General features: G+C 68.5%; 11 protein-coding genes. 3 read left to right on the top strand and 8 right to left on the bottom strand.

Annotation, left to right across the window (positions count from 1 at the left end; translation table 11 throughout):
• Positions 1-25: 25 nt before the first annotated feature.
• The gene (locus KIH27_RS13110; RefSeq protein WP_214093394.1) at positions 26-1,306 is read right to left on the bottom strand and encodes a PPE family protein, SVP subgroup; all 1,281 of its coding nucleotides are present in this window, start codon (positions 1,304-1,306) and stop codon (positions 26-28) included.
• Positions 1,307-1,659: 353 nt separating this feature from the next.
• Here KIH27_RS13110 and KIH27_RS13105 point away from each other — a divergent pair, with 353 nt between their 5' ends.
• A complete protein-coding gene (locus KIH27_RS13105; RefSeq protein WP_214093393.1) occupies positions 1,660-2,565 on the top strand; it encodes a hypothetical protein in 906 nt (301 codons plus the stop codon).
• 24 nt (positions 2,566-2,589) lie between these two features.
• Here the strand turns inward: KIH27_RS13105 and KIH27_RS13100 are convergent, their stop codons facing one another.
• The 5 genes from KIH27_RS13100 to KIH27_RS13080 all read right to left on the bottom strand — a co-directional run bounded on the left by KIH27_RS13100 (position 2,590) and on the right by KIH27_RS13080 (position 6,982).
• On the bottom strand, positions 2,590-3,651 hold the full coding sequence (locus KIH27_RS13100; RefSeq protein WP_214093392.1) for a sulfate/molybdate ABC transporter ATP-binding protein: 1,062 nt from the start codon (positions 3,649-3,651) through the stop codon (positions 2,590-2,592).
• Positions 3,648-4,466, bottom strand: coding sequence for a sulfate ABC transporter permease subunit CysW (gene cysW / locus KIH27_RS13095; RefSeq protein WP_214093391.1), 819 nt, complete (start codon positions 4,464-4,466; stop codon positions 3,648-3,650). The genes KIH27_RS13100 and cysW overlap by 4 nt, the downstream gene beginning before the upstream one ends.
• Positions 4,463-5,323 (bottom strand): sulfate ABC transporter permease subunit CysT, encoded by an 861-nt coding sequence (cysT, locus tag KIH27_RS13090; RefSeq protein ID WP_214093390.1) that lies wholly within the window; start codon positions 5,321-5,323, stop codon positions 4,463-4,465. The genes cysW and cysT overlap by 4 nt, the downstream gene beginning before the upstream one ends.
• Positions 5,320-6,348, bottom strand: coding sequence for an extracellular solute-binding protein (locus KIH27_RS13085; protein WP_214093389.1), 1,029 nt, complete (start codon positions 6,346-6,348; stop codon positions 5,320-5,322). Before KIH27_RS13085 ends, cysT begins: the two co-directional genes overlap by 4 nt.
• 442 nt (positions 6,349-6,790) lie before the next feature.
• Complete coding sequence (locus KIH27_RS13080; RefSeq protein WP_214093388.1) at positions 6,791-6,982, bottom strand: hypothetical protein; 192 nt, start codon at positions 6,980-6,982, stop codon at positions 6,791-6,793.
• A gap of 255 nt (positions 6,983-7,237) precedes the next feature.
• Here KIH27_RS13080 and KIH27_RS13075 point away from each other — a divergent pair, with 255 nt between their 5' ends.
• Entirely contained in the window at positions 7,238-9,187 is a 1,950-nt protein-coding gene (locus KIH27_RS13075) for a glycoside hydrolase family 15 protein (RefSeq protein WP_372451374.1), read from the top strand.
• Positions 9,188-9,259: 72 nt separating this feature from the next.
• Entirely contained in the window at positions 9,260-9,700 is a 441-nt protein-coding gene (locus KIH27_RS13070; protein WP_214093386.1) for a hypothetical protein, read from the top strand.
• Between the two features lie 18 nt (positions 9,701-9,718).
• Here the strand turns inward: KIH27_RS13070 and KIH27_RS13065 are convergent, their stop codons facing one another.
• Together KIH27_RS13065 and lepA are read right to left on the bottom strand one after the other, a co-directional pair.
• Positions 9,719-10,486, bottom strand: a complete 768-nt coding sequence (locus KIH27_RS13065; RefSeq protein WP_307856871.1) for a sensor domain-containing protein — start codon at positions 10,484-10,486, stop codon at positions 9,719-9,721.
• On the bottom strand, positions 10,483-12,381 hold the full coding sequence (gene lepA / locus KIH27_RS13060) for a translation elongation factor 4 (protein WP_250150078.1): 1,899 nt from the start codon (positions 12,379-12,381) through the stop codon (positions 10,483-10,485). Before lepA ends, KIH27_RS13065 begins: the two co-directional genes overlap by 4 nt.
• Positions 12,382-12,402 lie beyond the last annotated feature (21 nt).

Genomic DNA, 12,402 nt, shown 5'->3' with positions numbered 1-12,402 from the left:
GACCACGGTGCCAGCGGCAGCGGGGTCAATGGCCGAGCAGGAGTCGTTTCTGTTCGGCGAATTCGGCTTCGGTCAGGATTCCGGTGCGGTGCAGTTCGGCGAGCTCCCGCAGTTCGGGCGCGATGCCGGTGACCGCCCCCCGCACCTGCCCGGGGACCCGGCGGCGCGGCGACCCGCCCTTGCCGGCCCGGCCCCGGACCGCGGTCGACAGCATGCCGGCCGCCGCACCAACGGTCGCCAGTTCACCGAACGAGATGCCGGGCCCGTCGCCGGTGAAGTCGCCCGCCCCGTCCCCCGCGCCGGCCAGCGCGGTTGTGGTGCTGGCGAACTGGACCGGCGGCGGCGCCTTGGCAGTCCAGGCCGGCGGCACCGACAGCCCGCCCAGCGGGGCGGCCTGCCCGACGGCGGCCGCCACCGGCGCCGACCCCAGCCCGGCAGCCGGCAGCGCAGCGGCCAGTTGCGGGCCGCCGGCGAGCAGGGCGGGCACGTCGAGACCGATGAAGTCGATGCCGAACGAACCCGCCGAGTCGATCCCGAACGAGCCGGCGGTGTCGATGACGAACACCCCGAACAGGGTTGCCATCAGGCCGGCGTAGGCGATGGACAGGGCCGGGTCCGCAGCGGCCGCCGACAGCGCCCCGGTCATCGGTTCGACCGCCGCCGACCCCGCCGTGCCCGGCCCGGCCAGGCCCTGCATGGCCGAGGACAGCGCCGTCGTGAGCTTCTGCGCCTGGTTGGCGCCGGCCTGACCCACGGCTCCGGCTTGATCGGCGCCCCCGGCCGGGTTGGTGGTCTGCGGCGGCGGTGCGAACGGGGTCAGTGCGGTGGTGCCGACCGAGGCGGCCGCGTAGCCGTACATCGCCAGGGCGTCCTGCGCCCACATCGCCGCGTAGGCGGCCTCGGTGGCCGCGATGGCCGGGGTGTTCTGCCCCAGCACGTTCCCCGCGACCAGCGCCGCCAGCACACTGCGGTTGGCCTCGATCGCCGGTGGTGGGATCATCGCCGCGAACGCCGACTCGTAAGCCGCGGCCGCGCTGCGAGCCCGCCCGGCGGTCTGCTCGGCCAGCCCCGCGGTGCCCTGCAGCCAGGTCACGTAGCGGCTGGCGGAGGCCGCCATCACGCCGGACGACGGGCCGGTCCATTCTGCTTCCAGTTCGGCGAGCACCGACTGGTACGCCGCGGCGGACGAGCCGAGTTCGGCCGCCAGCCCGTCCCAGGCCGACGCGGCGGTGATCAGCGGCGTCGAACCGGGGCCGGCGTACATCCGGCCGGAATTCACTTCAGGGGGCAGCAGCCCGAAATCCATTGCTGTGCAACTCCTCTGCTGGCTGTGCCGACATCCGACAACTGCCGATAGCGGTAACTTCTGGTCCATGGGGCAACTCACGCCGACCAGACTTCCCGGCACACCTATCCGGACACCCTACCAGCAATGTCACAGCAATATTGACAGCACATTGACAGTTCGGGCGGAATTCGTATGCATGCACCTCAGGCTTAGTCGTTCCACCAGGCCAAGTGGACTCCAGCTACGGATAGGGTGTCCCTCTGTCGTCGAGGGCGGGAGCGGTGGTGGATCGGCAACGGCTGACCGGGTATTGGGAGGACGGGGCTATCCCCGCGGTGGGCGGGTTGATCGACTCCGCACATGGTTCCGGGTTGACGTTGGACTACTCGCCGGCCTCACTGCGCGCGGTCGAGACACTGACATTGCGCCTGTTCAACGCTCCCGAAGACCTACTCGATGACTCCGATCGGCAACTGGCACAAGCACTGATCGCCTACATCGGACTGACGCTCATACAACTCAGCACCGGCGCCTGGCACTGGGATGATCAACCCGGCTTCGCCCAGCGCGCCCAACCCACGCTGGGCGATGCGGCGTTGACCGAGCGGATCACCAACACATCGTGGACGTGGGAGAACCACCCCCCGGGCGCACATCCCGGAATCCCGGTCGTCCTCCCCGGCTCCAACCTGGGACTTAAGCCGGTCTCCCCCCTGCATCTGCTGCTGGCCACCGTCGCCGAACGGTCCGCGTCCGACGGCCCGTGCACACGAATCCATGCCGCATGGCAGGGCAAGGCACCCAGCCGCCCACCGCGTGGGGTCCCGGGCATCGACATCTTCGACACCCCGCCGCCATCACCCGCCCTGGAAGCCTGGCTGGCCGACCGCGAGCACGACTTCCCCTCCTGGGCCACCCGCTACCCGGGCACCTGGGACTTCAGCCCCGAGTCCATCGACACCCTCACCGACCTGATGCGCCACACCACACCGACCCTCGAGGATTTCAACAACCCGGCCAACGCCGACTTCGTCGACGGGGCCTCCTGGTATCTCGGCGAAATGTTGCGCCGCGGCGCCCCCTCCCGCTGGGTTCACCGCCCGCACCGGGTCAAACCCGAGGATTCCGCGACAGTCGGCTACCAAATCCAACTCGACAGCGACGTCGAACTAACCACACCTTTTCGCCTGCTGGGACTGACTCTGAGAACCGGAGATCCCAGGGCGAGAAACTCTTTCGATAACTGGGTCCGGTTTTATGGCGATGGCCCCGATTAACCGACATCGGCGCGACCGATCGGGCTACGCCAGCGCGGACTCCCCCACCGCATCCGACGCGGCCGGTGCCGAATCACTGGCCAGCGGCGGGACCCGGGTGGCCCGCACGTAGACCGTGTCGCCCTCGACCAGCCGCAGCGCTTCGGCGTCGCCGCGGGTGATCTGCGCGGTGAACGTCCCGCCGGTGGCCGCGTTGGTCAGTTCGACGCGAACCTCGAAGCCCAGCGCCACCACTCGGTCGACGACGGCCCGCAGCACCGCCGGGGTTTCGGCGCTGCCGTCGATACCGCTGACCGCCAGGTCGGGGTTGCGCCCCACCCGGATGTCGTGCGGGCGCACCAGCACCCCGTTCAGCGAGGACACCGCCCCCAGAAACGACATCACGAACGCGTTCGCCGGCTCGTCGTACACCTCGGTCGGGGTGCCCAGCTGCTCGATGCGGCCGGCGTTGAGCACCGCGATCCGGTCGGCGACGTCCAGTGCCTCGGCCTGGTCATGGGTGACCAGCACGGTGGTGACGTGCACCTCGTCGTGCAGCCGGCGCAGCCACGCGCGCAGGTCTTCGCGCACCTTGGCGTCCAGCGCCCCGAACGGCTCGTCGAGCAGCAGCACCTGCGGGTCCACCGCCAGCGCGCGCGCCAGCGCCATGCGCTGGCGCTGCCCGCCGGAGAGCTGGTTGGGGTAGCGGGTCTGAAAACCCGCCAGGCCCACCACTTCCAGCAGATTGTCGACCTTCTCCTTCACCTCGGACTTGGGCCGCTTGCGGATCTTCAGCCCGTAGGCGACGTTGTCGCGGACCGTCATGTGCTTGAACGCCGCGTAGTGCTGGAAGACGAAGCCGATCCCGCGCCGCTGGGGCGGCACCCCGGTCACGTCGTGGCCGTTGATGATCACGGTCCCGCTGTCCGGGTGGTCGAGGCCGGCGATGGCACGCAGCAGCGTCGACTTGCCCGATCCGCTGGGGCCGAGCAGCGCGGTCAGCGAACCCGACGGCACCGCGAAGTCGACGTTGTCCAGCGCGACGAAGTCGCCGTAGCGTTTGTTGGCGCCGCGCACCGTGATCGCGTTCGCACCCGAGTTGGTCATGAGGAAGCTCCCTTGTTCGCCCGTCGCATATCGAGCACCACCTGAACGATGAGCACCAGCACCGACACCGCCATCAGCAGTGTGGCCAGGGCATAGGCGCCGTATTCGGCGCCGCGGTTGTACCGGTCGGAGACCAGCAGCGTCAGCGTCTGCGATTTCCCCGGCAGGTTCGACGACACGATCAGCACGGCCCCGTATTCGCCCAGGGTGCGCGCCACCGTCAGCACCACGCCGTAGGTCAGGCCCCACCGGATCGACGGCAGCGTGATTCGCCAGAACGTCTGCCACCAGGTCGATCCCAGTGTCGCCGCGGCCTCCTCCATGTCGGTGCCCAGTTCGTGCAGCACCGGTTCCACCTCGCGGATCACGAACGGCAGCGTGACGAAGATGCTGGCCAGCACGATCCCGGGCAGCCCGAAGATGACCTTGATGCCCCAGTCGTTCTCGACGAAGCCGAGCAGCCCGGCCGAGCCCCACAGCACCACCAGTGCGACACCGACGATCACCGGTGAGACCGCGAACGGCAGGTCGATGATCGCCTGCAGCACACCCTTGCCACGGAATCGGTTGCGCGCCAGCACCAGTGCGATCGGAATACCGAAGATCACGTTGAGCGGCACCACGATCGCCACCACCAGCAGCGACAGTTGCAGCGCGGAGATCGCCGCCGGGGTGCTGATGTAGGCGAAGAACTGCCCGAGGCCCGGTGCGAAGCTGCGCCACAGGATCAGCGACACCGGAACCACCAGCAGCAGCGTGATGTAACCCAGGGCCAGGAACCGGGTCAGGCAGCGGACTGTGCGCGTCGGGGTCATGCCGAACGCTCCTGTCGTCGGGTCACCCGGGCTCCCACCGCCCGCAGCGCCAGCAGCACCAGGAACGAAATACCCAGCAGCACAATCGAGATCGCCGCGGCACCGGTCCGGTCGTCGTTCTCGATCAGGGTGCGGATCCACTGCGAGGACACCTCGGTCTTACCCGGCACCGCCCCACCGATCAGCACCACCGAACCGAACTCGCCGATCGCCCGGGAGAACGCCAGGCCCGCCCCGGTGAGCAGCGCAGGCAGCAGCGACGGCAGCACCACGGTCCGGAGGATCGTCACCCCGGAGGCGCCGAGCGAGGCCGCGGCCTCCTCGACGTCGCGGTCGATCTCCAGCAGCACCGGTTGCACGGCCCGCACCACGAACGGCAGCGTGACGAACGCCAGCGCCAGGCCCACACCCCAGGCGGTGTGCTGCAGGTGCAGGTGCACCGGGCTGGCCGGCCCGTACAGCGCCAGCATCACCAGGCTGGCGACGATGGTCGGCAGCGCGAACGGCAGGTCGATGATCACGTCGACGAACCGTTTGCCCGGGAAGTCATCGCGCACCAGCACCCAGGCGATCAGCAGCCCGAACACCAGGTTGACCACGGTGACGCCCGCCGAGATCGTCAGCGTCACCCGGAAGGACTCCAGCGCGGCGTGGGAGGTGACCGCCAACCGGAACGCCTGCCAGCCGCCACCGGTCGCCTGCCAGGCGATCGCGGCCAGCGGCGCCAGCACGATCAGCGACAGCCACACCACCGCGGCGCCCACCCGCAGGCCGATGCCGTCGCTGCGGAACTTCGGCTCCCCCACCGGCCCGCCTTCGCTGGGCCGGGTCGCTTCGGTGACAACGACGGCGGTCATCCGGTGGCCTCGGTGTAGATCTTGGTGATGCTGCCGCTGTTCTTGTCGAACAGCTGCGGGTCGACGGTCTCCCAACCGCCGAGATCGGCTACCTGCCAGAGCTTCTGCGGTTCCGGGAACGCGCTGCGGAACTCCGCCGCCACCCCGGGGTCGACCGGGCGGAAGCCGGCCTGCGCCCACAGCCGCTGGGCGACCGGGGTGTACTGGAAGTTCTTGAAGGCGGTCGCGGTGTCGAGATGGTTGCCGCTGGTCAGCACCGCCAGCGGATTCTCGATCTTGAAGGTCTGCGGCGGGTTGACGTGCTCGGTCGGCTTGCCCTTCCGCTCGATCGCGATCGCCTCGTTCTCATAGCTGATCAGCACATCGCCGCTGCCCTGCAGGAAGACGTCGGTGGCCTCCCGGCCCGACCCGGGGCGCAGCTTGACGTGGTCGGTGACGAGCTTCTCGACGAAATCCAGTCCGGCCTGCGGGTTCTTGCCGCCGTCGCTCTTGGCGGCGTACGGCGCCAACAGATTCCATTTCGCCGAACCCGAGCTCAGCGGACTCGGGCTGATCACCTCGACGCCCGGCGTCAGCAGGTCGTCCCAGTCCTTGATGTGCTTGGGGTTGCCCTGGCGCACCACCAGGCTGACCACCGAACCGAACGGGATGCCGTGCGTCACATCGGTGTTCCAGTCCTCGGGGACCTTGCCGGCTTTCACCAGCCGGGTGATGTCGGGCTCCACCGAGAAGTTCACCAGGTCGGCGGGTTTGCCGTTGGCCACACCGCGTGACTGGTCGCCGGAGGCACCGTAGGAGGTGACGATCTCGACATCCTCGCCGGCCTCGGTGTCGTAGAACGCCGGGATCACTTTGCTCCAGCCGGGTTCCGGCACCGCGTAGGCCACCAGCGTCAGCGTGGTGTGTGCGCCGGACTTGCCGTCACCGCCGACCACGTCGCTGGGGCCGCCGCCGCACCCGGCGAGCAGGGCCAGGGCCGGGATCAGGGCCAGCGACAGGGCGTCGCGGGCGAGACGTTTCGGCATGGATGACCTTTCCGTGGGAACCGAGATGGCGGGGGTATCCGTCGGTACACAGGAGCGATCACTCAATGGTTCGGTATCCGCTAGATCGGATACAGCGACTCCAGAGCGCCGACGGGGCGAGTCGTCAGCGACAACAGCACAGCACGGGGCACGCCACGAACTGGCGCGGCGAATCACCGTGGGCTGCGAACATGCGGGGAAGCCTAACAGAGCGGTTAGCGAGGTTCGACGAAGGAGAGCCGAAGCTGGACCGCTCATGTGATCCAGCGGTTAGCGAGGTTCGACGAAGGAGAGCCGAAGCTGGACCGCTCATGTGATCCAGCGGTTAGCGAGGCTCGACGAAGGAGAGCCGAAGCTGGACCGCTCAGCGCGTCAGCAGCCAGCTGACGATCACCAGGGCCAGCAGGGCGACCAGGATCAGCGTGACCTGCGAGCGGGGCATCTACCGGGCCCCGTCGTCGTGGCGCACCCGGTGCAGCGCGCGGATGCCCTGGCCCAGCACGGCGTCGAACACCATGGCGAGCACGAAGGCCACGGCCAGCACCACCGGCATCACCACCGCGGTCTGCACTACGAAGCCGAGCCCGGAAAGCCACAGCTCCACGCCGTCCCACCAGCTCAGGAAGCCATCCACCCGGCTTACCTTAGCGGTGATCGCAAGCTCGGCGAAGCCGGGCGAAGCGGGTCGCCGCACAGGAACGCATGCGGAGGGCAACCGGAAGCCAAGAAGCGGCGGGTCAATTGGACTGCGAGTCGCGGGACCGGCGATGATGTCGGGATGGTCCTGCACACCCAACCGGACCGGGCGTCCGAGAAGACCGAACAGGAAGCCTCAAAAGACGTGGAAGACGCGCTGGAGACAAGCCTGCAGAAGCCGGCCGCGCCGGCACTGACCGTCACCGCGCCGGTGCCCTATGCCGCGGCGGCCGGACAGTTCAGCAACCCGTTCCCGCCGATCGCCGACTATGCGTTCCTGTCGGACTGCGAGAACACCTGCCTGATCTCGGCGGCCGGGTCGGTGGAGTGGATGTGCCTGCCCCGACCAGACTCCCCCAGCGTGTTCGGGTCGATCCTGGACCGCAGCGCCGGCCACTTCCGGCTCGGGCCCTACGGGGTGTCGGTGCCGGCGGCGCGGCGCTACCTGCCGGGCGGCCAGATCATGGAGACCACCTGGCAGACCCACACCGGCTGGGTGATCGTGCGCGACGCCCTGGTGATGGGCAAATGGCACGACGTCGACACCCGCTCGCACACCCATCGCCGCACTCCCACCGACTGGGATGCCGAACACATCCTGCTGCGCACGGTCAAGTGCGTCAGCGGCACCGTCGAACTGACCATGAACTGCGAGCCGGCGTTCGACTACCACCGCAACAGCGCCAGTTGGGAGTACTCGTCGACCGGGTACAGCGAGGCCGTCGCCCGCGCCCGGCAGAACCCGGATGCCTTCCCGACGCTGCGGTTGACGACGAACATGCGGCTCGGTCTGGAGGGCCGGGAGGCGCGGGCCCGCACCCGGCTCAGTGAGGGCGACAACGTCTATGTGGCGCTGAGCTGGTCGAAGACGCCGCCGCCGCAGACCTTCGAGGAAGCCTCCTCCAAGATGTGGAACACCGCCGAGTGCTGGCGGCAGTGGATCAACGTCGGGAATTTCCCCGACCACCCGTGGCGGGTGTACCTGCAGCGCAGCGCGCTGACGCTGAAGGGGCTGACCTACTCGCCGACCGGTGCGCTGCTGGCCGCGTCCACCACCTCGCTGCCGGAGACACCGCAGGGCGAACGCAACTGGGACTACCGCTACGCCTGGGTGCGGGACTCGACGTTCGCACTGTGGGGCCTGTACACGCTGGGCCTGGACCGGGAGGCCGACGACTTCTTCTCGTTCATCGCCGACGTGTCCGGCGCCAACAACGACGAGCAGCTGCCGCTGCAGGTGATGTACGCCGTCGGCGGGGAGCGCGAGCTCAAGGAGGAGGAGCTCGACCACCTCTCCGGCTACGACAACGCCCGTCCGGTGCGGATCGGCAACGGCGCCTACCACCAGCAGCAGCACGACATCTGGGGCACCATGCTCGACTCGGTGTATCTGCACGCCAAGTCACGTGAGCAGATCCCCGAGACGCTGTGGCCGGTGCTGAAGAAGCAGGTCGACGAGGCGATCGAGCACTGGCGCGAACCCGACCGCGGCATCTGGGAGGTGCGCGGCGAGCCGCAGCACTTCACCTCGTCGAAGATCATGTGCTGGGTGGCGCTGGACCGCGGTTCCAAGCTCGCCGAGTTGCAGGGCGAGATCTCCTACGCACGGCAGTGGCGGGTGATCGCCGAGGAGATCAAGGCCGACGTGCTGGCCAACGGGGTGGACACCCGCGGGGTGCTGACCCAGAGCTACGACAGCACCGCGCTGGACGCCTCGCTGCTGCTGGCGGTGCTCACCCGGTTCCTGCCGCCGGACGACCCGCGGGTGCGCGCGACGGTGCTGGCGATCGCCGAGGAACTCACCGAGGACGGCCTGGTGCTGCGCTATCGCACCGACGAGACCGACGACGGGCTGACCGGTGCGGAGGGCGCGTTCACGATCTGCTCGTTCTGGCTGGTGTCGGCGCTGGTGGAGATCGGTGAGGTCAGCCAGGCCAAGCACCTGTGCGAGCGGCTGCTGTCGTTCGCCAGCCCGCTGCACCTCTACGCCGAGGAGATCGAGCCGCGCACCGGACGCCACCTGGGCAACTTCCCGCAGGCGTTCACCCACCTGGCACTGATCAACGCCGTGGTGCACGTGATCCGCGCCGAGGAGGAGGCGGACTCCACCGGGGTGTTCCAGCCGGCGAACGCGCCGATGTAGCGGGGGTGACGGACGCCGACGTTCGTCCGGCGCATCAGCGTTGAAAATCCGATCCCGGCTGGAGGGTATGACATGCGACCTTGGTTCATCGCTCCGCTGGCCCTGTGCGCCAGTGTGCTGACTTCCTCCTTCGCCTCTGCCGACCCGGTCAGCTCGCCCGACCCGTCGTCCCCGGAGGGCACGGCCATCCTGCGGGCCGCCGGCGCCGACCTGACCGGTCAGCTCGGCAAGCCGGCGAAGCCGAACGTCAAGGCCCTCAGGGTTTCCCAGGGCTGGGCGTTCCTCTGGGCGCAGATCCTTCAGCCCGACGGGCAGTTGATCGACTACAGCGGAACGCCGTTCGCGGTGGCGGCCGCGAACGGCGGGAAGTCGAAGATGTACGCCGCGCTCCTGCATCAGAACGGCGATGCCTGGGATCTGACGGCGAGCAGGGTCGGTCCGACCGATGTCGCCTGGGACGGCTGGAGCCGCGAGTACGGCGCTCCGGCGGCGATCTTCACCGACCTGCCGTAGTGACGTGTCACGCATTGCTCAGCCGGTGATACCGCGGACCTTCTCGTTCATGGCCCGGGCGATGTCGACCGCGGTGGTGTCCCCGGCCGGAGCGCCCGGCTCGAAAACGCCGGTGAGCCAGTAGACGTCGACGTCGACCACGCAGTTCACCTGCACGCTCAGAGCCCGGGTGACCATCAGGCCCGGGTCGCCGTCGACGGTGGTCTGCACGGTCGCGGTGAGCACCGAACCGTCGTCGGAGGCTGCGGTGATCTCACCGCTGGCGTCGCTGTTGTAGCCGTCGTGGCGGATCACCGTCACCCCGTCGCAGTGGCTCCACTGGTCGGCGAACTTCGTGAAGAGCGCCTCTGCGTCGGCGGCGGTGGGCAACGCCATCACACCCTCGGCGACACCGGTCATCGACGAGGGGTCGGAGCGGGCGACGTTCCAGAACTCATGGGCGACGTCCTGCACGTCACTGCCGTCGTAGACGACCCGCTGGCCGCCCACCGCGGTGCCGATGCAGGATTTCGGTCCCGCCGACGCCCAGCCGTTGGGCAGCTTGTCGACGCCGCCGAAGCGCGGCGCCAGGTTCGGGTCGCTGAGGAACGGCCTGTGCAGCAGGCTGGTCAGCTCGGCGTCGTCGAGCAGCACCTGGCGGACCGCGGTGCCGGTGACCGGTGTCGGGGCCAGGCCGGGGGCCGGCCGGACCTTGCCGGTGACGACGCGGGTGCACCCGGTCAGCGCGGCCACCGGCAGCAGCGACAGCACCAGCAGGGCACCGATACGGGCGCCGCGCCGGCTCACTTCTTGGCCTTATCCCCGACCGCATCTGTGGACAGCGCCGCGACGAACGCCTCCTGCGGAACCTCGACCCGCCCGATGGTCTTCATCCGCTTCTTGCCCTCCTTCTGCTTCTCCAGCAGTTTGCGCTTACGGGTGATGTCACCGCCGTAGCACTTGGACAGCACATCCTTGCGGATCGCCCGAATATTCTCCCGCGCAATGATTTTCGAGCCGATTGCGGCCTGCACCGGCACCTCGAACTGCTGGCGCGGGATCAACTCCTTGAGTTTGGTGGTCATCTTGTTGCCATACGCCGAGGCGCTGTCTTTGTGCACGATCGCGCTGAACGCGTCGACGGCCTCGCCCTGCAGCAGGATGTCGACCTTGACCAGGTCGGCCTCCTGCTCACCGGCCTCCTCGTAGTCGAGGCTGGCGTAGCCGCGGGTCCGGGATTTCAGCGAGTCGAAGAAGTCGAAGATGATCTCGCCCATCGGCATCGTGTATCGCAGTTCGACGCGCTCCTCGGAGAGGTAGTCCATGCCGCCGAGCTCACCGCGACGGGACTGGCAGAGCTCCATGATGGTGCCGACGAATTCGCTCGGCGAGATCACGGTGGTCTTGACGACGGGCTCAAAAACGGTGCGGACCTTGCCTTCTGGCCAGTCCGACGGGTTGGTGACGACGATCTCGTCCTCGACGCCGCCCTTACCCTCCTTGATCACCCGGTACACCACGTTGGGCGCGGTGGAGATCAGGTCCAGGTTGAACTCGCGCTCCAGGCGCTCCCGGGTGATCTCCATGTGCAGCAGCCCCAGGAAGCCGCAGCGGAACCCGAAGCCCAGCGCCACCGACGTCTCCGGCTCGTAGGTCAGGGCGGCGTCGTTGAGTTGCAGCTTGTCCAGCGCCTCACGCAGGTTCGGGTAGTCCGAGCCGTCGACGGGGTACAGCCCGGAGTAGACCATCGGCTTGGGTTCGCGGTAACCGGTCAGCGCTTCGGTGGCGCCCTTGCGGGCGGTGGTGACGGTGTCGCCGACCTTGGATTGGCGGACGTCCTTCACCCCGGTGATCAGGTAGCCGACCTCGCCGACGCCGAGTCCCTTGCTGGCCTTGGGCTCCGGGGAGACGATGCCGACCTCGAGCAGTTCGTGCGTGGCGCCGGTGGACATCATCGCGATCTTCTCGCGGGGGGTGATCTTGCCGTCGACGACGCGGACGTAGGTGACCACGCCGCGGTAGATGTCGTAGACCGAGTCGAAGATCATCGCCCGGGTGGGGGCGTCGGGGTCACCGACAGGGGGCGGCACCTGCCGGATCACCTCGTCGAGCAGTTCGGCCACGCCTTCCCCGGTCTTGCCGGAGACCCGCAGCACATCGGAGGCCTCGCAGCCGATGATGTGGGCGAGTTCGGCGGCGTAGCGCTCCGGATCGGCCGCCGGCAGGTCGATCTTGTTGAGCACCGGGATGATCGTCAGATCCCGGTCCAACGCCAGGTACAGGTTGGCCAGCGTCTGCGCTTCGATGCCCTGCGCGGCGTCGACCAGCAGGATCGCGCCCTCGCAGGCCTCTAGCGCGCGGGACACCTCGTAGGTGAAGTCGACGTGGCCGGGGGTGTCGATCAGGTGCAGGACGAACTCCTCGTCACCGACCTTCCAGGGCAGCCGGACGTTCTGTGCCTTGATCGTGATGCCGCGCTCGCGTTCGATGTCCATCCGGTCGAGATACTGGGCGCGCATCGAACGGTCGTCGACGACGCCGGTGAGCTGCAGCATCCGGTCGGCCAGGGTCGATTTGCCGTGGTCGATATGGGCGATGATGCAGAAGTTCCGAATCTGCGCCGGCGCGGTGAAGGTCTGGTCGGCGAAACTGCTGATGGGAATCTCCTGGGACGACGGGTGGTGCGCCGGTGCGCGGTGCATACCAGGGTATCCAGACCACAC

The organism is Mycolicibacter acidiphilus (assembly GCF_018455725.1).
Taxonomy (GTDB): Bacteria; Actinomycetota; Actinomycetes; order Mycobacteriales; family Mycobacteriaceae; genus Mycobacterium; species Mycobacterium acidiphilum.
Note: the sequence above shows the minus strand (reverse complement) of the source record. Positions and strands in the feature narration are given on the sequence as shown.

What these genes read in the sequence shown, in the direction of transcription:
- KIH27_RS13100 (WP_214093392.1), bottom strand. Translation starts at nt 3,651, where the DNA reads ATGACCAACTCGGGTGCGAACGCGATCACGGTGCGCGGCGCCAACAAA.
- KIH27_RS13110 (WP_214093394.1), bottom strand. Translation starts at nt 1,306, where the DNA reads ATGGATTTCGGGCTGCTGCCCCCTGAAGTGAATTCCGGCCGGATGTAC.
- KIH27_RS13070 (WP_214093386.1), top strand. Translation starts at nt 9,260, where the DNA reads ATGCGACCTTGGTTCATCGCTCCGCTGGCCCTGTGCGCCAGTGTGCTG.
- lepA (WP_250150078.1), bottom strand. Translation starts at nt 12,381, where the DNA reads ATGCACCGCGCACCGGCGCACCACCCGTCGTCCCAGGAGATTCCCATC.
- KIH27_RS13085 (WP_214093389.1), bottom strand. Translation starts at nt 6,348, where the DNA reads ATGCCGAAACGTCTCGCCCGCGACGCCCTGTCGCTGGCCCTGATCCCG.
- cysW (WP_214093391.1), bottom strand. Translation starts at nt 4,466, where the DNA reads ATGACCCCGACGCGCACAGTCCGCTGCCTGACCCGGTTCCTGGCCCTG.
- cysT (WP_214093390.1), bottom strand. Translation starts at nt 5,323, where the DNA reads ATGACCGCCGTCGTTGTCACCGAAGCGACCCGGCCCAGCGAAGGCGGG.